Genomic DNA, 20,201 nt, shown 5'->3' on the forward strand with positions numbered 1-20,201 from the left:
GGAGCAACAGGCACAAGTATAACGGCAACATACGCATTTGCAAATAATACGTCGGGAACAGCAATATCGGTACTACTAGGTGGAACAAATGTCCCGCTTCCAAACAATCAGAATATCGGTCCAGGTATTACAGTGTCTGGGGGGAACACAGTATTTACGGTTGCAAATGCAGGGAACTATTATATTTCATATACAATTAATATAACCGCTTCATTATTAGTTAGTTCACGAATTACAATTAATGGGGCACCGCTTGCTGGGACTATTAATTCTCCTGCATTAGCAACGACATCATTTAGTGCGACAATTATTACGACCCTTGCGGCGGGGAGTGCAATTAGTTTGCAATTATTTGGTTTGTTAGCTGTTGCGACATTATCAACAACTACCCCAGGAGCGGTATTAACGATTATAAGATTAAGTTAATGACAAACTCTCTTACTCTTTTAAGATTAGGAGAGTTTCTACATATAATAAGAAGTTAATGAAGTAAAGCATAGTTATAAAAAAGTCAGAATATTATGATTGTAACGCTATGGTGACTATAATATAATGAAAATAACCATCATGAATGAACATTCATTTATCCCGCATTAACGGGCAGTAAGATCCCGCCTCAAAATTCAGCGAAAGTAAAGAAGTTAGCTGGGTGATTAACTGCCCGTAAAATCCCGATTGGTGTGGGCTAATAATCAGTGGGGCTGAAAAATCCCCACTGATTAAAGTTTCACTTTATTTTTTATGTATTTGAAGGGGGAATGAAGGTGGAAAAAACATGGTTGAAAAGTTATCCAGAGGAAATTCCTAGTACGATTTCTTATGATATTCAGCCACTTCATGGATATGTAGAACAGATGGCTTCTCGCTACCCAGAAAAGAAAGCGCTTCACTTTTTAGGGAAGGATATTACGTTTTCGGACTTCCATGATAAGGTGAAGAGGTTTGCAAATTATCTTCAAAAGCTCGGTGTGGAAAAGGGTGATCGAGTTGCTATTATGTTGCCGAATTGTCCGCAAGCTGTAATTGGTTATTACGGTACATTACTTGCGGGAGGTATCGTAGTACAAACCAATCCACTGTATACAGAAAGGGAATTAGAATATCAGCTTCATGACTCGGGAGCAAAAGTAATTCTTTGTCTCGATTTAGTGTTTCCAAGAGTAACGAATGTTCAATCTGCTACAAAAATTGAGCATATTATCGTAACTCGTATTGCAGACTTTTTACCATTCCCTAAAAATCTATTGTATCCATTTGTGCAGAAAAAACAGTCGAATTTAGTTGTGAAAGTATCAGAGAGTGAAACGATTCATCTTTGGAATTCAGTAGAAAAAGAAGTGAATACGAATGTTGAGGTGCCTTGTGATCCTGAAAATGATCTAGCTCTTTTACAGTACACAGGAGGAACAACCGGATTTCCAAAAGGAGTTATGTTAACGCATAAAAACCTCGTTTCTAACACTTTGATGGGAGTGCATTGGTTATATAATTGTAACGAAGGTGAAGAAGTCGTCCTTGGGGTTCTTCCATTTTTCCATGTTTATGGTATGACAGCTGTTATGAATTTAAGTATTATGCAAGGATACAAAATGGTCCTTATTCCAAAGTTTGATATGAAAATGGTTTTTGAAGCGATTAAGAAGCATAAAGTGACATTGTTTCCAGGGGCTCCAACTATTTATATCGCTCTTTTAAATAGCCCGCTTTTAAAAGAATACGATATTTCTTCTATTCGTGCTTGTATTAGTGGATCAGCACCACTGCCAGTAGAAGTACAGGAAAAGTTCGAAAAAGTTACAGGTGGTAAACTAGTAGAGGGATATGGTTTAACAGAATCATCTCCGGTTACACATAGTAATTTTTTATGGGAAAAGCGAGTGCCGGGTAGCATTGGAGTTCCGTGGCCAGATACAGAGGCAATCATTATGTCACTTGAAACTGGTGAGGCATTACCACCAGGAGAAATAGGGGAAATTGTAGTGAAAGGTCCTCAAATTATGAAAGGATACTGGAATAAGCCAGAGGAAACAGCGGCTGTATTGCAAGATGGCTGGCTCCATACAGGTGACGTTGGATACATGGATGAAGATGGATTCTTCTATGTAAAAGATCGCAAGAAAGATATGATTGTCGCGAGTGGATTTAATGTGTATCCTCGTGAAGTTGAAGAAGTATTATATGAGCATGAAAAAGTGCAAGAAGTAGTGACAATTGGAGTTCCAGATCCGTACAGAGGAGAGACAGTTAAAGCATTTGTTGTGTTAAAAGAAGGTACGGAGTGCTCTGAGGAAGAATTAAATCAGTTTGCACGTAAATATTTAGCGGCTTATAAAGTGCCGAAAGTATATGAGTTTAGAGATGAATTGCCGAAAACGACAGTAGGGAAAATTTTACGCCGTGTTTTAATGGATGAAGAGAAGAGAAAGAATGAGGATGAGCAAACGGGCTAAGGCCCTTTCTTTTTGAAAAAATAGGATTGACACTTTTCTAAATAGTCAGTATTATAAGAATGTGAATGACTATTCATTCAGTCATCTTCTTGAAGGGGACAGTAAAGTGAAGAAAAATAGACCGAAATACAATCAAATTATTGATGCGGCAGTCATTGTGATTGCGGAGAATGGGTACCACCAAGCGCAAGTTTCTAAAATCGCAAAGCAAGCTGGGGTAGCTGATGGCACGATTTATTTATATTTTAAAAATAAAGAAGATATATTAATATCCTTATTCCAAGAGAAGATGGGAGATTTTGTCGAAACAATTCGTCAAAAAACAGCAGGAATTGAAAGCGCTGTATCGAAGTTATTCATGTTGGTAGAAACGCACTTCTTGCTGTTGTCACAAAATGATCCCCTTGCTATCGTTACGCAATTAGAGCTCAGGCAGTCCAATCAAGACTTGCGCCTTAAAATAAATGAAGTATTAAAAGGCTACTTACAAGTTATGGATGAGATTTTAGAGACTGGTATAAAACAAGGTGAATTTCAAGCAGATTTAAATGTTCGCGTGGCAAGACAAATGATCTTTGGAACAGTAGATGAAGTTGTGACCAATTGGGTAATGAGCGATCATAAGTATGATCTGGTCGCACTTTCAAAAACGGTACATGGGCTACTCATTGCAGCTTGTGGTTATCGTCAATAATGGGAGGGATCATGTTGAAATTCCTATCTGTAAGAGTTGAAGATCATATCGCGGTGGCGACGTTAAATCATGCACCAGCAAATGCGATGTCTTCACAAGTTATGCATGACGTTACTGAATTAATTGATCAAGTGGAAAAGGATGATAACATTCGTGTTGTTGTTATTCACGGTGAAGGACGTTTCTTCTCAGCAGGAGCAGATATTAAAGAATTTACATCTGTTACTGAAGCGAAGCAAGCAACAGAATTAGCACAGCTTGGACAAGTTACGTTTGAGCGTGTTGAAAAATGTTCAAAACCAGTTATTGCGGCAATTCATGGAGCGGCACTGGGCGGCGGCCTTGAGTTTGCTATGTCTTGCCACATGCGCTTTGCAACTGAAAGTGCAAAACTTGGTTTACCTGAATTAACACTTGGATTAATTCCTGGCTTTGCAGGTACACAGCGCTTACCACGTTATGTTGGGAAAGCAAAAGCTTGTGAAATGATGTTAACAAGTACACCAATTACTGGTGCAGAAGCATTGAAATGGGGACTTGTTAACGGATTGTTCTCTGAAGAATCACTTTTAGATGATACGCTTAAAGTCGCAAAACAAATTGCTGGAAAAAGTCCAGCAACAACTCGTGCTGTACTAGAGTTATTGCAAACGACCAAATCGTCTCATTACTATGAAGGTGTACAACGTGAATCACAAATTTTTGGTGAAGTATTTACGAGTGAAGATGGAAGAGAAGGTGTAGCTGCATTTTTAGAAAAGCGTAAACCTTCATTTAGTGGCAGGTAGTTCAATTATTTTTTTAATATAAATTAACAGAAAATTAAAATTGATAGAATATTTCTGAAAAACAAGGGGGTAAATGGAATGAACATCTACGTACTCATGAAACGAACATTTGATACAGAAGAAAAAATCGTAATTAAAAACGGTGCAATTTACGATGGCGAAGCGGAATTCATCATCAACCCTTACGATGAATATGCAATTGAAGAAGCAATTCAAGTAAGAGACGCACAAGGTGGAGAAGTTACAGTTGTAACAGTCGGTGGCGAAGATAGTGAGAAAGAACTTCGTACTGCATTAGCGATGGGCTGTGATAAAGCGGTATTAATTAATATTGAAGATGATGTAGAAAATGGTGACCAGTTCACGACAGCAAAAGTGCTTGCTGAATATTTAAAAGATAAAGATGCAGATCTAATTTTAGGTGGAAACGTTGCAATTGATGGTGCATCTGGACAAGTAGGTCCACGCGTAGCTGAAGCGTTAAATATTCCGTATGTAACGACAATTACAAAACTTGAAATTGACGGTACAAATGTGAAGATTGAGCGTGATGTTGAAGGTGATACAGAAGTGATTGCAACTTCATTACCAGTGTTAGTAACAGCACAGCAAGGTTTAAATGAACCTCGTTATCCATCGCTTCCAGGTATTATGAAAGCGAAGAAAAAGCCACTAGAAGAATTAGAATTAGATGATTTAGATTTAGAAGAAGATGATGTGGAAGCAAAGACAAAAACAATTGAAATCTATTTGCCTCCTAAGAAAGATGCAGGAAAAGTGTTACAAGGCGAGCTGCAAGATCAAGTAAAAGAACTTGTATCGTTGCTCCATACAGAAGCGAAAGTAATCTAATAAAATACGAAATTATATATGCAGGAGGGAAAATCTATGGCTCGTAAAGTATTAGTAATGGGTGAAGTTCGTGATGGATCGCTACGTAACGTTTCGTTTGAAGCGGTAGCAGCAGCAAAAACAATTGCAGAAGGCGGTGAAGTAGTAGGTCTTCTAGTTGGAGACAGCGTTGCCTCTTTTGCAAATGAATTGATTCATTACGGTGCAGATCGCGTTGTGACAGTTGAAAATGATAAATTAAAATCATATACATCTGATGGTTATGCACAAGCGTTTTTAGCTGTACATGCTGAAGAAAATCCAGAAGGTATTGTCTTTGGACATACAGCACTTGGTAAAGATTTATCACCAAAATTAGCAGCGAAGCTTGAAGCTGGTTTAGTTTCTGACGTAACTGCTTTAGAGGTTGAAGGTGGAAATGTTATCTTCACTCGTCCGATTTACTCTGGTAAAGCATTCGAGAAGAAGATTGTAACAGACGGCATCTTATTTGCGACAGTGCGTCCAAATAACATTGCAACTCTGGAAAAAGATGAGTCTCGCAGCGGTGACGTATCTTCTATTACAGTTGATGTGAAAGATTTACGTACAATCATTCAGGATGTTGTCCGTAAAACAGCAGAAGGTGTTGATCTTTCTGAAGCGAAAGTTATTATCGCTGGCGGACGCGGTGTGAAGAGTGAAGAAGGATTTAAACCATTAAAAGAGTTAGCTGACGTACTAGGCGGCGCTGTTGGGGCATCTCGTGGTGCTTGTGACGCTGAATACTGTGAGTACTCATTACAAATTGGTCAAACTGGTAAAGTTGTTACGCCAGACTTATACATTGCATGTGGTATTTCTGGTGCGATTCAGCATTTAGCAGGTATGTCTAACTCAAAAATAATCGTTGCGATTAATAAAGATCCAGAAGCAAGTATCTTCAAAGTAGCTGACTACGGTATTGTCGGTGACTTGTTCGAAGTTGTACCTCTTTTAACAGAAGAGTTTAAAAAGTTAAAAGTACATTCATGATTTAAGTACCCTTGAGTTCCAAGTGAAGTACCCCTATATATAGAAAAAGGTGAGAGATCCCCTGTCTCTCATCTTTTTAGTATTTAATCCGTATTTTTATATAGTATAAAGGAACATTTTTTTGTTACAATACATAACGATACATATTATTCGCCACGTATATAAGTTAATGATATACTCTTGGTAGAATATACTTGAAGGAGGAAATAAAATGGCAATTGTAAACGCAAATGACCAAAGCTTCGCAGCTGAAACTAGCGAAGGTGTTGTATTATTAGATTTCTGGGCACCTTGGTGTGGACCTTGTAAAATGATCGCTCCTGTATTAGAGGAAATCGATGCAGAATTAGGCGAAAAAGTAAAAGTAGTAAAAGTAGATGTTGATGAAAACCAAGAAACTGCTCGTCAATTCGAAGTAATGAGTATTCCAGCTCTTTTCGTATTAAAAGACGGTAAAGTAGTTGATCAAGCGTTAGGTTACAAACCGAAAGAAGCGTTAGTAGAATTAGTTTCTAAACACTTCTAAAATAAAAAAAGCTACCAAATGGTAGCTTTTTTTATTTTCTTTTTTAGATCCTTTCCGTTACAATAAAGGAACGTATGTTGGGTGTTTTGGCATAGTATGTTTTCAAGTGAAAATAAAAATGCTAAGCATGTAGAAATGGAGGGAGACGAGTGCACGAACATTTGAAAGAAAAGTTGGCTATTTTACCAGATCAACCTGGTTGTTATTTAATGAAAGATAAGCAAGGAACGGTTATATATGTCGGAAAGGCAAAAGTGCTTAAAAATCGTGTGCGCTCGTACTTTACTGGTTCACATGATGGGAAAACACTGCGGCTTGTAGGAGAAATTGTTGATTTTGAATATATTGTAACCTCTTCGAATTTAGAAGCACTTATTTTAGAGTTAAATCTAATTAAAAAATATGATCCGAAATATAATATTCAATTAAAAGATGATAAAACATATCCTTTTATTAAAATTACAGCGGAGAAACAACCGCGCTTACTCATTACTCGAAATGTAAAAAAGGATAAAGGAAAGTATTTTGGTCCTTATCCAAATGCACAATCTGCTCATGAAACGAAAAAACTGCTAGATCGTATGTATCCACTTCGGAAATGCACGAATATGCCAGATAAAGTTTGTTTGTATTATCATATGGATCAATGTCTAGCGCCTTGTGTGAAAGAAGTGACGGAAGAACAAAATAAAGAAATTGTAGATGAAATTATTAAGTTTTTAAATGGTGGGCATAAAGAAGTTCGTTCAGAATTAGAAATAAAAATGTATGAGGCCTCAGAGAAACTAGAGTTTGAACGTGCAAAAGAGTTGCGTGATCAAATTGCTCATATTGATGCGATTATGGAAAAACAAAAGATGATTATGAGTGACTTAGTGGATCGCGATGTGTTTGGATATGCAGTGGATAAAGGATGGATGTGTGTTCAAGTTTTCTTCGTTCGAAAAGGCAAGCTAATTGAACGTGATGTTTCTATGTTTCCGATTTACGATGAACCAGAAGAGGGCTTTTTAACGTTTATCGGCCAATTTTATGAAAACAGTAGTCATTTTAAGCCGAAGGAAATTGTCGTTCCAGGAAGTATAGACTCGGAATTAGTAGAGCGCTTTTTAGAAGTGGAAGCGACACAGCCGAAACGTGGTAAGAAAAAAGACCTTGTAGAATTAGCAAATAAAAACGCAAAAATTGCTCTTGAAGAGAAGTTTTACTTAATCGAACGTGATGAAGAACGAACGATTAAAGCGGTAGATCATTTAGGGAAGCAGCTTGGAATTGAAACACCGTATCGTATTGAAGCGTTTGATAACTCAAATATTCAAGGAACAAATCCCGTTTCTGCAATGATTGCTTTTATCGATGGGAAACCAGCGAAGAAAGAATATAGGAAATATAAAATTAAAACGGTTCAAGGGCCAGATGATTATGAGTCTATGAGGGAAGTTGTGAGACGCCGTTATACAAGGGCGCTTAAAGAAAATTTACCTTTACCGGATTTGATTATTATTGATGGCGGAAAAGGCCACTTGGCGGCTGCAAGTGATATTTTAGAGAATGAGCTCGGATTATATATTCCGATGGCAGGTCTTGTAAAAGATGACAAACATAAAACCTCCCATTTAATTATTGGAGATCCCCCGGAACCTGTGGTGCTTGAGAGAAATAGCCAAGAATTTTATTTATTGCAGCGTATTCAAGACGAGGTGCATCGATTTGCGATTACATTCCATCGTCAATTACACGGGAAATCTGTCATTCAATCAGCATTGGATGACATTCCAGGAATCGGTGATAAACGGAAAAAGGTATTGTTAAAACATTTTGGTTCATTAAAGAAGATGAAAGAAGCTTCTGTAGCAGAATTTGTCGAAGCAGGTATGCCAAAAAATGTTGCAGAGACGATTTATACGTATTTAACAGATAAGAAGACGTTGTAGTTTACAATGTCTTCTATTTTTTGTTATAATTTCTGAAGATTTAAAATAAATTGACGTGAATGAAAATACAAAAAAGTCAACTAAACTGATATGTCTAGTTGACTGTAGGTAATGCTTACACTTCAATGAGATCTTTTATATCCCATTTCACAAGAAATGTAATAGAGTCAGAACGTTTTTTCTTTTCTTCATATGACTCTGCAACGACGTTCCGTTGCTTTTGAATTTGTTCAGCGATGAATCCAGCTTCTAGTTGATAAGAAGAATGCCTTTTTTGTTTTTGACGTTCTGCAATGAGTGTGCCTTTAAGTTGGAACTGCATTTCACGACGCTTATGTTCAATAATGCTTAAAGTGCCCCAGCCAGCCTTTTCAAAGAACTGAATGACTTCTTCAATTGTTTCTAGCGGATATTTTCTTGCAAGGTTTCTACCAGACCAGTATAAAATACCATCTAAATCGTTGCCGATTAAATCAGGTAGTAATTCTTCACGTAGCAATTCATAAGCGAAGGCGTTCAATGAAACATCTTCTAAAGATGTTATATCGATTGTATTTTTACTCACAATATTCCCCTCTTTCTATAGGGATTATTATATAACATTTTTCATTTATAAAAACAGATTTTTCTTTAGGGAAATCTCAATATCTGAGAAGAAAAAAAGAATTGGCAAATTATATGCAAATTATGTATACGTTTTCTTGACGCTTCGACAAAAATAGGGGTAAAATGAACTTGTTATCAAATTATGCTGAAATATTTCGAATAATTTTTTCAGTTTTTCTTATGCCAATAGTGAAAAAACATTATTGTTATAAATTAATCTGAAAACAGCAGTCAAACATTCAAGGGGGTAATGGGGACATGAAAGGCCGCGAGTATACGTTTCGTAAGTGGCACTCATTAATGGGGGTCATCCCGGTTGGTGTCTTTTTGACGCAACATCTAATTGTAAACAACTTTGCAACAAGAGGAGCAGAGGCTTTTAACAAAGCTGCAGGCTTTATGGAGCTCCTTCCATTCCGGTATGCGCTAGAAATTTTCATCATCTTTTTACCGATACTGTACCATGCTATATATGGCTTATATATTGCATTTACAGCTAAGAACAATGCGGTTTCTTACGGTTATTTCCGTAACTGGATGTTCGTCTTCCAAAGAATTTCAGGTATCGTTACGCTGATTTTCATTTCTTGGCACGTCTGGGAAACTCGTATTCAAGCAATGTTAGGTAAAGAGGTAAACTATGATATGATGGCAGATATTTTAAACAATCCAGCTATGTTTGCATTCTACTTAGTTGGTGTTGTTTCAACAATTTTCCACTTTGCAAATGGACTATGGACATTCTGCATCAGCTGGGGAATTACAGTATCTCCACGTTCACAAAGAATCTCTACTTATGTAACATTAGCTATTTTCTTAGGTCTATCTTATGTAGGTGTGAGTGCATTATTAGCGTTCATCGATCCACAGCTAGCAAATCAGTAAGGAGTGGGAGAGCATGAAAGGGAAACTTATAGTAGTCGGCGGTGGCTTGGCTGGCTTAATGGCAACGATTAAAGCGGCAGAAGCAGGAGTGAATGTTGAACTGTTTTCTTTAGTACCAGTAAAACGTTCACATTCTGTATGTGCTCAGGGCGGAATTAACGGTGCCGTAAATACGAAAGGTGAAGGGGATTCTCCATGGATCCACTTTGACGATACAATCTATGGTGGGGACTTCTTAGCGAACCAACCACCAGTTAAAGCAATGTGTGAAGCAGCACCTGGTATCATTCATTTAATGGACCGTATGGGTGTTATGTTCAACCGTACGGAAGAAGGACTTCTTGATTTCCGTCGATTTGGTGGAACACAACATCACCGTACAGCATTCGCTGGTGCAACAACTGGACAGCAATTACTTTACGCATTAGATGAGCAAGTACGTCGTCATGAAGTAGCAGGACTTGTAACGAAATATGAAGGTTGGGATTTCTTACGAGCTGTTGTTGATGATGAAGGTGTGTGCCGAGGAATCGTTGCACAAGACTTACAAACTATGGAGATTAAAAGTTTCGGAGCTGATGCCGTGATTATGGCAACAGGGGGCCCTGGTATCATTTTCGGAAAATCAACAAACTCCATTATTAATACAGGTACAGCAGCGTCTGCTGTATATCAGCAAGGCGCATATTATGCAAATGGTGAGTTCATTCAAATTCACCCAACGGCAATTCCAGGAGACGATAAATTACGTCTTATGAGTGAATCTGCACGTGGTGAAGGTGGACGTGTTTGGACATATAAAGATGGTAAGCCATGGTACTTCTTAGAAGAAAAATATCCGGCTTACGGAAACCTTGTACCTCGTGATATCGCAACGCGTGAAATCTTTGATGTTTGCGTAGAGCAAAAACTAGGTATTAACGGTGAAAACATGGTGTACTTAGATCTTTCTCATAAAGATCCGAAAGAACTAGATATTAAACTTGGTGGAATCATTGAAATCTATGAGAAATTTACAGGTGATGATCCTCGTAAACTACCAATGAAAATCTTCCCAGCTGTTCACTATTCAATGGGCGGACTATGGGTTGACTATAAGCAAATGACGAGTATTCCAGGTTTATTTGCAGCAGGTGAGTGTGATTATTCTATGCACGGTGGTAACCGCCTTGGTGCAAACTCACTATTATCAGCAATTTATGGTGGTATGGTAGCAGGACCAAACGCAATTGAATATATGAAAGGTCTTTCTAAATCATCAGATGCTGTTTCGTCTACTGTATATGAGCAAAATGAATTAATCGAAACAGAGAAATTTAACAATATTTTAACGATGGATGGTAATGAAAATGCATATGTTCTTCATAAAGAGCTTGGAGAATGGATGACAGATAACGTTACAGTAGTTCGTGAAAATAAAAAGTTATTAGAAACAGATGCGAAAATTGAAGAGTTAATGGCTCGTTACAAACGTATTAACATTAACGATACAGCGAGATGGAGTAACCAAGGTGCTTCATTTACACGTCAACTTGCAAATATGTTTGAGTTAGCACGTGTTATTACAATTGGCGCATATAACCGTAATGAGAGCCGCGGGGCGCATTACAAACCTGAATTCCCAAATCGTGATGATGCAAACTTCTTAAAAACTACGATGGCAAAATTTGAAGGAGAAGGAAATGCACCAGCATTCCATTACGAAGACGTTGATGTTTCATTAATTAAACCACGTAAACGTGATTATTCTTCAAAACATGATGTAGCTGCTAAGGGTGAAGAGAAGGGGGATAAACAACATGTCTGAGAAAACAATCCGCCTCATCATTACGAGACAAGATGGACCAGATGCACAAGCGTTTGACCAAGAGTTTGAAATTCCATATCGTCCGAATATGAATATTATTTCGGCGCTTATGGAAATTCGTCGTAATCCTGTTGATTCAAAAGGGAATCAAACAACTCCGATTGCATGGGATATGAACTGCTTAGAGGAAGTATGCGGAGCATGTTCAATGGTTATTAACGGAAAGCCACGTCAATCATGTACGGCTCTTATTGATCAATTAGAACAGCCAATTCGCTTAAAGCCGATGAAGACATTCCCAGTTGTACGTGATTTACAAGTTGACCGCAGTCGCATGTTTAATGCTCTAAAACGCGTTAAAGCTTGGATTCCAATTGATGGTACGTATGACCTAGGTCCAGGACCAAGAATGCCTGAGAAAAAGCGTCAATGGGCTTATGAGCTTTCAAAATGTATGACATGTGGTGTTTGCTTAGAATCATGTCCAAACGTAAACAGTAAGTCTGACTTTATTGGACCAGCGCCGTTATCACAAGCTCGCTTATTCAACTCACATCCAACGGGTGAAATGCATAAAGCAGATCGCTTACGTGCAATTATGGGAGATGGAGGACTAGCGAACTGTGGTAACTCTCAAAACTGTGTGCAATCATGTCCGAAGGGTATTCCTTTAACAACTTCAATTGCGGCATTAAACCGTGATACAACAATTCAATCGTTCAAAGATTTCTTTGGTAGCGATAATAACTATTAATAAATATTGCCTCTTCATCTTGAAGGGGCAATATTTATAACTGTATTTTTCAGTTTATTCTGTTTTTTTGAGAGGAAGAGGAGATAACGTTGAAGAGAATTTCTTATATTGAAGACTTCGAGAAATGGGAAAGTGGTTTTTTATTTTACAATCCTGTAAAGGTTCGTTTTGGTGAAGTAGATATGTTTGGACATGTAAATAATGTCGTTGCTTTTACTTATTTTGAAGAAGCTCGTATCGCGTTGTTTAAAGAACTTGGATTTATGCAAGAGTGGACACATACATCATCAGACACGATGATCGTTGTTGCGGATTTACAATGTAATTTTATTAAGCAAATATATTATGATGAACAGTTGAAGGTGTATGTAAAGGCAGGATCGGTTGGGAATTCTTCTTTGGATTTACATTATATGGTGAAGAATGCAGAAGGAGAGGTTTGTTTAGTAGGTCGTGGAATGATGGTTCAAGCGTCGAAAAAAACAGGAAGAGGCGAACCGTGGCCTGAAGAATGGAAGAAGAAATTACTACAATGATAGAGTGAAAGAAAAATAAGAGAGCAATTTGCTCTCTTATTTTTTGTCTTCCATTGCTTCTTCTAATGTTAAGTGATGTTTATATAGGTATGTAGCGTATGGATTACCAACGTAGCGTAAGTGCCATGGTTCATATGCATATTCTGTTGTATCTGTTTTATCTTCTAAGTAACGAATGACAAAGCCGAATTTATGAGCGTGTTCCGCGACCCAGTTTCCTTCTGCTGTCTCTCCGAAGATAGGCTCTAATTGAAATTTAGCTGTTTTTGAACTAATATCCATTGCTAAACCCGTTTGGTGTTCACTTGTACCAGGAATTGCGCTTACTGAATTAGCTTCAGCTTTTCCTTGACGTCTAACGTATGTATCATGCAACGATTTTTGACGTTTGTATGAACGATAACCAGATACAGCTGTAAGATCAATCCCTTCTTTTTTTGCAGCTTTGAACATGTTTTCAAGTGCTTCTGCAGCATCTTTGCGTAGTAGCGTTTTTTCTTTATCTTTTGGACTAGTGAATGGTACGTTTGGTCTTGTTAAGTCTTCAGGAGTGTATCCATCTGGTAGTTTTCGATGTTTATTAATTAAGACAAGATTAGATTTTGGATTTGTTACAACTGAAAAGTCATTGTCTATTTTCTTTGCATTATGATCAGCTTTTGGAAAAGCAGGAATCTCTTCTTTTGGGTGGTTATTATGTTTTTGACTTTCGACAGCTTTCGCTTCATTATGTAGTGGTGATTTAGAACCAAAGTAAGCGAAAGATGTGATACCGATTACAATAGTAGTGGCAGAAATAATTATTATCTTTTTCATAATGCCTTGTAATCACAGTCCCTTCTTAATAAAATATGTATCTTTTTTTATTATAAGTCTAGTTTGTTGGAAAAGAAATATAAGAGTCATAACGTAATAGAAATGCAAAGAAAATGTCAGAAAATGTGTGAATTTGTAGTATTTTTTTATATAATTCATTTCTTATCTTTCATGAATTGCATTTTTTATGTAATATATATACATAAGAAGATGTAGCGATTATCGAGAATAAAGAACTTCTTGTATAGACTAGGAGTGAATGGGAATGGATTTTGCAACAATTATTGGACTTATTTTAGGATTTTTAGCAGTGGTAGTAGGGATGGTCGTCAAGGGCGCTGACGTAACAGCCTTATTAAATCCTGCCGCAGCATTAATTATTTTTATCGGTACATTTGCTGCAGTATGTATTGCATTTCCGATGAATCAACTAAAAAGGGTTCCAAAACTATTTAAAGTTCTTTTTGGTTCAAATAAAAAGGATTTAAGTTATGAACAGTTGCTAGAATTATTTGTTCATTGGACATCTGAAAGTAGAAAATACGGTATTTTGTCTTTAGAGCAACAATTAGACAAAATTCAAGATGAATTTCTTTTGCGCGGTATGAAATTTGTGATTGATGGCGTATCCGCAGAAGATTTAGAGCAAATTTTGGAATCTGAATTAGAGGCAATTGAAGAAAGACATGCAAAGGGAGCTGCTATTTTTTCACAAGCTGGTACGTATGCACCGACATTAGGAGTTTTAGGTGCTGTTATCGGTCTTGTAGCTGCGCTTGGTAACTTAACTGATATTGAAAAGTTAGGTCATGCTATTTCGGGTGCATTTATTGCAACGATTTTTGGTATTTTTTCAGGGTATGTATTATGGCATCCATTTGCAAATAAGTTAAAGCAAAAATCTTCAGCTGAAATTGAGAAAAAACGTTTAATCATTGATTGTTTATTAATGTTACAAGAAGGTACATATCCGTTTATTATGAAGAACCGCATTTTAGGTGCACTTTCTGCAACTGAGCGTAAAAAGCTAGAAAAAGGAGCAGAAAAAAATGCGGAGTAAGAAAAATAGAAGAGGCAAAAAGAAAAAACATGATGAGCATATCGATGAAACGTGGTTAATCCCATATTCTGATATGTTAACGTTGTTATTTGCATTGTTTATCGTTTTATTCGCAATGAGTAGTATAGATGCTGCGAAGTTTAAACAGATGGCAGTTGCTTTTCGAAGTGAATTAGCCGGGGGAACAGGTAACAAAGAATTTTTAAGTGATCAAAAGCCAAATGATGAAAAAGAATTATCGGCAAGTAGCCTTGAGGCAGAACAAGCAAAAAAACAAGAAGAAGCTAGAGCTAAAGAAAAAAAAGAGATGGATGAATTGAAAGCATTACAAAAAAAGATTGATCAATATATTAATGAAAAACAATTATCCTCTTCTTTTCAAACTAAATTAACTGAAAAGGGATTAATGGTGACAATATTAGAAAATATACTGTTTGATTCGGGGAAAGCAGATGTGAAATTAGAATCTTTAGGGATTGCAAAAGAAATGTCTAGCTTACTTGTTTCAGCGTCACCTCGTGAAATTACAGTATCCGGTCATACGGATAATGTCCCTATTGCCAATGCACAGTTTGCGTCGAATTGGGAATTAAGTACGCAGCGGGCAGTTAATTTTATGCAAGTATTACTGCAAAATAAAGAATTACAACCAGAAAAATTTAGTGCGATTGGTTACGGAGAATACCGTTCGATTGCTCCAAACGATACACAAGAAGGAAAGGCAAAGAATAGACGTGTGGAAGTATTTATCTTGCCTTTAACAGAGAAAGCAAAATAAAGAGGATGGCGAATGCCATCCTCTTTATTTTACTTCAAATGATTTTAAGTTGCCGCGACGGATTTTATCTTTTTCTGCATCTGATTTTTTGAAATCATAATCATATAAAGCGCCTTCCCAATCGCCATACATTGGATTCGGGAAAATAATGAATTTCTCACCAAATTGTACTTTTGAATCTTCTACTGTTTGGTTACGATCTTTTACAGATTTTCCATCAAAACCTGTGAAATCAGATAAGTTATCACCGAAGAATAAGACAATATCATGAGTTTGAGAAACGAGTTCACGGCGTTTTTCTTTTCCTTTTTCTTTCGGATCTTGTAGTAATATATGTTCTTTCGTTGCTTGAGGAGCACCTACACGCTCAAGATTTTTAATTGTTGCATCTAGTTGGTTCGTTTTACGATTTGAGATATAGTAAATATCTACACCTTTAGACTCTGTATATTTTAAGAAATCAATTGCGCCTGGAAGGGCTTCAGCCTCAGCTTTGTTAATCCAATCATCCCATTTGTAAGGATAACCTTTGCCTGTTTTTACGCTCATTGCTTGATGAGGACTGTTATCTAAAACAGTTTCGTCTAAATCAAGTACGATAGCAGGTTTTTTCTCTGTCCCTTTTGCAAGAACTGCATCAAGTTTTAATTGACCAATGTTGTACCCTTGGTAGTAAAGTGCTTTCGTTTCACCGGCTGTTTGATACCATAAATCAGCCATTAATTGTTGTTCTGTTAATTTTACTTTCTCTTCTTTCGCCACTGTTTTCTCTGGTGTTCCTGAACATGCTACAAGTGATGTAGATAGAACCGCTACAGATAATAAAGTGGTAATGCCCCTCTTCATCTTCATATGTATCCTCCTTGATGTTAGAAAATCATTTTATATTATATATTAAAATATAATATTTTTATATGAACATTTGCATATTGTCTTTTATATATATAGTAGTATGTCCTATATTAGAAAGATGAGCAAAATAATAACAGTTGTTTTGACAAGTTTAATTGTCGAAATGACAATTATAATTGACAAAGAGCGCTTTATTATTTACAATTTTAACTAAATAGAACAAATGATGGATTAATGACGGTGTTTACATATAAGAGGATGAAGTGTAGCGCTATATTTTGTCTTGAATAAACATAGTCTTTGAAAGAGAGTACGAATGATACTAAAGGGGAGGCTTTAAACTTTGAGTTTACAAATTCAAAACTTAACGAAACAATTTGGGGAATCAAAAGCTGTTAACGGTTTACAAATTTCGTTACCAAAAGGTGAAGTACTAGGGTTACTTGGACGAAATGGTGCAGGGAAAACAACAACAATCAAAATGCTTCTCGGATTATTAACGCCTAATGAAGGTTCGATTACGTGGGATGGAAAAGCATTTGGGAATAGTGGCGTAACAATTGGGTATTTACCAGAAGAAAGAGGTTTATATACAAAAAGTAGAGTAATAGACCAGCTGCGATATTTTGGTAGATTAGAAGGGATGTCGAAGAAAGAAGTAGATCACGCTATTGATCACTGGTTAGAGCGTTTAGCGATACCAGAATATAAATTTAAAACGGCTGGAGAGCTTTCAAAAGGGAATCAGCAAAAAATCCAATTAATTGCTGCTCTTCTTCATAATCCGGAACTTCTCATTTTAGATGAACCATTCAGTGGCCTTGATCCAGTTAATGCCGGGATGTTAGCTAGTATTATTGAAGAACAAGTACAGAGCGGAAAGACGATTATTTTATCAAGTCATCGTATGGAACAAGTAGAGGCTTTTTGCCAACATGTATGTATTTTGAAAAAAGGTGAAGCAGTCGTAAAAGGACAGCTAAGTGATATTAAGAAAGAATACGGTTTCCGTAATTTAACGATTGAAGATACAGTAGAGAATGAAAAGGGATTAGAAGCTATACATGTATCGTATGAAAAACAACAAGGCCTTCTTTATGTGAAAGTACAAGGCGATGCGGAAGCTCTCGAGATTTTGCAACAGTTGCAAGAGCAAGGTGTTAGCTTACGACAATTTAAAATGTTAGAGCCGACGTTAAACGAAATCTTTGTAGAGAGGGCGAAATAACGATGCGTAAATTTTCTCACGTATTTTCATTTTATTTTAGGGAAGCGTTTTTATCTAAAAAATCATTAATTACGAGTGCGATTTTATTTTTAGTTGTGTTTGGGATTTTTGCATTTAATCATTTTACTTCAGGCGATGATAAAAATAAGGATAAAGATAAAATTGCAGTTGTAGTAGAGAGTTCCACATATAAAGTACAAAAAGATGAGCTAAATAAGCTATTGCCATCAGCAAAAATAACACTGGGTTCAAAGGATGATTTTGATAAACTGCATAAGCAAGTAGAAGATGGCGATTTAGATGGTCTATTCCATGTGACGGAAAAGGGTGGGGCTCCATCGATTACATATATGTATAATGGATTTCCAAGCCAAGCAACTTCCGCAATTATGGCGGGATATTTAAAGCAACAATATACGATGGTGACGATTGCAAAAAATAATGTTTCACCAGAAATTGCACAGCAATTACAAACAGAAATTCAAGTAAAGCAAGAAGCGATAAAAGATCGTACATCTTCTTTCGGAATTGCCTATTTCTTTACATTTGCTTTATATATGTTTATTGTAGCGTTCGGAAATACAATCGCAATGAATATTGCATCTGAAAAGGCGTCACGTGTAATGGAAGTAATGCTTCCGAAAGTGAAGCCTCTTACAATGATGTATGCGAAAATTTTAGCGGTTGTTTCAACGGCGTTATTGCAACTTGTCATATTGGCGTGTGGTTATCTTATTCCATATTTGTTGGGTTGGGTTGATTTAGAAAGTGCCTCACTATTTGGTATTCCAATTGACTTTACGAAATTAGATGCAAAGGTTATCAGCATGTTTCTTGTTTATTTCATTACGGGATATTTACTATATGCGATGATGTATGCTGCTGCTGGAGCTGTCGTGTCTAAGACGGAGGATTTACAAGCTGTATCTTTCCCGGTAATGATTTTAATTATGGCTGCATTCTTCATTAGTATTAAATCATTAAGTGATCCGAATAGTACTATCGTTGTTGTAAGTTCTTACGTTCCATTTTTTACACCGATGGTTACCTTCTCACGTATTGTAGCTGGTGAAGCAGGTATGCTAGAAATTACGATAACATTAGCGGTCTTATTGGCGACAATTGCGGTATTAAATGCTGTTACAAGCCGCATTTACGTAAACGGCGTAATGAATTACTCAGATAAAGTTAAATTTAAAGATTTAGCGAAATTTATAAAGCGTCAATAATGAGAGAAAAGCATGATTTCCTATTGAAATCATGCTTTTTCTTTATGTATAAATTAAAAATAGTATATAATAATAAGAGTTGTCTTTTAATAGAATGAATAAAAAGGAGGGTGTGCAGATGGGGATTAGTAGTCGTTTTACAGTAGGTGTTCATATGCTGACATTACTTGCGATAGATCGAAACTCTCGCTGTACCTCTGAATGGATTGCCGGTAGTGTGAATACAAATCCAGTTGTGATTCGTCGCATTACAGGAATGTTGAAGAGAGCAGGACTTGTTGATGTACAAGCTGGTAAAGGTGGTACGACACTTGCTCGAGATTTAGAAGAAATTACATTACTTGATGTATATAAAGCAGTGGAAGTTGTAGAAGAAGGACAGCTATTTTCCTTCCATGAAAATCCCAACATTGAATGTCCAGTAGGAGCTAATATTCAATCAGTATTAGAAATTATTTTAATGCAAGCGCAAGAAGCGATGGAAAACGTACTTGCAAATGTAACGGTAGATCAATTAGTTACAAATTTAAAGTCTAAAATGAAAGAATAAAAAAGCGAGCTTCCTCATAATGAGGGCTCGCCTTTTTTTTATTCAGAAATATTGAAAATTCTATTTTTCAGTATTTAAAATGAATTTACCTACGATAGCTGCGAAGATACCACCAAGAATTGGTGCTACGATGAATACCCATAGTTGAGAAAGTGCTTCTCCACCAACAAATAAAGCTGGTGCGATACTACGAGCTGGGTTAACAGATGTTCCAGTTAACGGAATTCCTAATAAGTGAATTAAAACTAATGTGAAACCAATTACTAGTCCCGCTAAAGAAGAACTGCCTTTTTTACCTGTTACAGCGACGATAACTAAAATGAATACGAAAGTTAAAATGAACTCAACTAAAAATGCTCCAGATAAACCAAGAGTTCCGAAACCATTTTGTCCTAAATTATCTAAAGGTGTTTTAGCAGATTTTAAAATTGTTACTAACGTTGCAGTTCCTAATAAACCACCTAAAATTTGAGCTAATACATAATAACAAAGTTCCATAGCGTTCATTCGTTTGTTGATGAACATAGCTATTGATACTGCTGGGTTAATGTGACATCCAGAAATTGTTCCGATGCTATATGCCATAGCTACAATAGATAGACCGAAAGCCATAGCGATTCCTAATGTTCCAATTCCTTCAATTCCGCCGCCAGTGACAGCTACTCCAGTTCCGAATAATACAAGTACAAATGTACCAATAAATTCAGCGATTGCTTTTTTTAACATAATTTACCTCCTATTAATGCGCATGAAACGTATTATAACATAAGTTTTAGTATAAACAGCCAATGAAGTACTATTCTGATAAGGCGAAATAGGGGGACAATAAAAAAGGGTATGGT

General features: G+C 36.6%; 21 protein-coding genes. 17 read left to right on the forward strand and 4 right to left on the reverse strand.

The window, feature by feature from the left end; all coding sequences use genetic code 11:
- The 8 genes from MR167_RS10270 to uvrC all read left to right on the forward strand — a co-directional run.
- The coding region (locus MR167_RS10270; protein WP_481746700.1) for a BclA C-terminal domain-containing protein at window positions 1-426 on the forward strand (426 nt) is incomplete at its 5' end.
- Between the two features lie 338 nt (window positions 427-764).
- On the forward strand, window positions 765-2,450 hold the full coding sequence (locus tag MR167_RS10275) for a long-chain-fatty-acid--CoA ligase (RefSeq protein WP_000416317.1): 1,686 nt from the start codon (window positions 765-767) through the stop codon (window positions 2,448-2,450).
- Between the two features lie 106 nt (window positions 2,451-2,556).
- On the forward strand, window positions 2,557-3,144 hold the full coding sequence (locus MR167_RS10280) for a TetR/AcrR family transcriptional regulator (RefSeq protein WP_000742213.1): 588 nt from the start codon (window positions 2,557-2,559) through the stop codon (window positions 3,142-3,144).
- An 11-nt stretch (window positions 3,145-3,155) separates the two neighbouring features.
- The gene (locus MR167_RS10285) at window positions 3,156-3,932 is read left to right on the forward strand and encodes an enoyl-CoA hydratase (RefSeq protein WP_000911292.1); all 777 of its coding nucleotides are present in this window, start codon (window positions 3,156-3,158) and stop codon (window positions 3,930-3,932) included.
- Window positions 3,933-4,010: 78 nt separating this feature from the next.
- A complete protein-coding gene (etfB, locus tag MR167_RS10290; RefSeq protein ID WP_001029028.1) occupies window positions 4,011-4,784 on the forward strand; it encodes an electron transfer flavoprotein subunit beta in 774 nt (257 codons plus the stop codon).
- Between the two features lie 36 nt (window positions 4,785-4,820).
- Window positions 4,821-5,798, forward strand: a complete 978-nt coding sequence (etfA, locus tag MR167_RS10295; RefSeq protein ID WP_000101957.1) for an electron transfer flavoprotein subunit alpha — start codon at window positions 4,821-4,823, stop codon at window positions 5,796-5,798.
- 211 nt (window positions 5,799-6,009) lie between these two features.
- Window positions 6,010-6,324, forward strand: coding sequence for a thioredoxin (gene trxA, locus MR167_RS10300; protein WP_001018943.1), 315 nt, complete (start codon window positions 6,010-6,012; stop codon window positions 6,322-6,324).
- Between the two features lie 149 nt (window positions 6,325-6,473).
- Window positions 6,474-8,258, forward strand: a complete 1,785-nt coding sequence (uvrC, locus tag MR167_RS10305) for an excinuclease ABC subunit C (RefSeq protein WP_000544290.1) — start codon at window positions 6,474-6,476, stop codon at window positions 8,256-8,258.
- A 115-nt stretch (window positions 8,259-8,373) separates the two neighbouring features.
- Here the strand turns inward: uvrC and MR167_RS10310 are convergent, their stop codons facing one another.
- The gene (locus tag MR167_RS10310; RefSeq protein WP_000042214.1) at window positions 8,374-8,823 is read right to left on the reverse strand and encodes a YslB family protein; all 450 of its coding nucleotides are present in this window, start codon (window positions 8,821-8,823) and stop codon (window positions 8,374-8,376) included.
- A 299-nt stretch (window positions 8,824-9,122) separates the two neighbouring features.
- On the opposite strand from MR167_RS10310, the gene sdhC reads away from it, so the two are divergent.
- From sdhC to MR167_RS10330, 4 genes are all read left to right on the forward strand, one after another.
- Complete coding sequence (gene sdhC, locus MR167_RS10315) at window positions 9,123-9,749, forward strand: succinate dehydrogenase cytochrome B558 (RefSeq protein ID WP_000678354.1); 627 nt, start codon at window positions 9,123-9,125, stop codon at window positions 9,747-9,749.
- Window positions 9,750-9,762: 13 nt separating this feature from the next.
- Window positions 9,763-11,556 carry a succinate dehydrogenase flavoprotein subunit gene (gene sdhA, locus MR167_RS10320; RefSeq protein WP_000676742.1) on the forward strand — a complete coding sequence of 598 codons (1,794 nt, stop codon included), beginning with the start codon at window positions 9,763-9,765 and terminating at the stop codon, window positions 11,554-11,556.
- Complete coding sequence (gene sdhB / locus MR167_RS10325) at window positions 11,549-12,310, forward strand: succinate dehydrogenase iron-sulfur subunit (protein WP_001291827.1); 762 nt, start codon at window positions 11,549-11,551, stop codon at window positions 12,308-12,310. Before sdhA ends, sdhB begins: the two co-directional genes overlap by 8 nt.
- 89 nt (window positions 12,311-12,399) lie before the next feature.
- Window positions 12,400-12,846: an acyl-CoA thioesterase gene (locus MR167_RS10330; RefSeq protein ID WP_000822726.1), complete on the forward strand. Its 447-nt coding sequence runs from the start codon at window positions 12,400-12,402 to the stop codon at window positions 12,844-12,846.
- 36 nt (window positions 12,847-12,882) lie between these two features.
- On the opposite strand, the gene MR167_RS10335 is transcribed toward MR167_RS10330, so the two are convergent.
- Window positions 12,883-13,662 (reverse strand): M15 family metallopeptidase, encoded by a 780-nt coding sequence (locus MR167_RS10335; RefSeq protein WP_000720194.1) that lies wholly within the window; start codon window positions 13,660-13,662, stop codon window positions 12,883-12,885.
- Between the two features lie 265 nt (window positions 13,663-13,927).
- On the opposite strand from MR167_RS10335, the gene motA reads away from it, so the two are divergent.
- Together motA and motB are read left to right on the forward strand one after the other, a co-directional pair.
- The gene (gene motA / locus MR167_RS10340; protein ID WP_000344851.1) at window positions 13,928-14,722 is read left to right on the forward strand and encodes a flagellar motor stator protein MotA; all 795 of its coding nucleotides are present in this window, start codon (window positions 13,928-13,930) and stop codon (window positions 14,720-14,722) included.
- Window positions 14,712-15,500: a flagellar motor protein MotB gene (gene motB / locus MR167_RS10345; protein ID WP_001256733.1), complete on the forward strand. Its 789-nt coding sequence runs from the start codon at window positions 14,712-14,714 to the stop codon at window positions 15,498-15,500. Before motA ends, motB begins: the two co-directional genes overlap by 11 nt.
- Window positions 15,501-15,524: 24 nt before the next feature.
- On the opposite strand, the gene MR167_RS10350 is transcribed toward motB, so the two are convergent.
- Window positions 15,525-16,352 (reverse strand): 5'-nucleotidase, lipoprotein e(P4) family, encoded by an 828-nt coding sequence (locus tag MR167_RS10350; protein WP_242314535.1) that lies wholly within the window; start codon window positions 16,350-16,352, stop codon window positions 15,525-15,527.
- Window positions 16,353-16,695: 343 nt separating this feature from the next.
- Here MR167_RS10350 and MR167_RS10355 point away from each other — a divergent pair, with 343 nt between their 5' ends.
- The 3 genes from MR167_RS10355 to MR167_RS10365 all read left to right on the forward strand — a co-directional run bounded on the left by MR167_RS10355 (window position 16,696) and on the right by MR167_RS10365 (window position 19,359).
- The gene (locus MR167_RS10355) at window positions 16,696-17,580 is read left to right on the forward strand and encodes an ABC transporter ATP-binding protein (RefSeq protein WP_000058118.1); all 885 of its coding nucleotides are present in this window, start codon (window positions 16,696-16,698) and stop codon (window positions 17,578-17,580) included.
- Window positions 17,581-17,582: 2 nt separating this feature from the next.
- On the forward strand, window positions 17,583-18,809 hold the full coding sequence (locus MR167_RS10360) for an ABC transporter permease (RefSeq protein ID WP_001224985.1): 1,227 nt from the start codon (window positions 17,583-17,585) through the stop codon (window positions 18,807-18,809).
- 118 nt (window positions 18,810-18,927) lie between these two features.
- Window positions 18,928-19,359 carry an Rrf2 family transcriptional regulator gene (locus MR167_RS10365; protein ID WP_000512998.1) on the forward strand — a complete coding sequence of 144 codons (432 nt, stop codon included), beginning with the start codon at window positions 18,928-18,930 and terminating at the stop codon, window positions 19,357-19,359.
- Window positions 19,360-19,419: 60 nt separating this feature from the next.
- Here MR167_RS10365 and MR167_RS10370 read toward each other — a convergent pair whose 3' ends face one another.
- On the reverse strand, window positions 19,420-20,085 hold the full coding sequence (locus MR167_RS10370) for an aquaporin (RefSeq protein ID WP_000913211.1): 666 nt from the start codon (window positions 20,083-20,085) through the stop codon (window positions 19,420-19,422).
- Window positions 20,086-20,201 lie beyond the last annotated feature (116 nt).

It is taken from the genome of Bacillus cereus group sp. BfR-BA-01355, from assembly GCF_022663675.1.
Classification (GTDB): domain Bacteria; phylum Bacillota; class Bacilli; order Bacillales; family Bacillaceae_G; genus Bacillus_A; species Bacillus_A thuringiensis_S.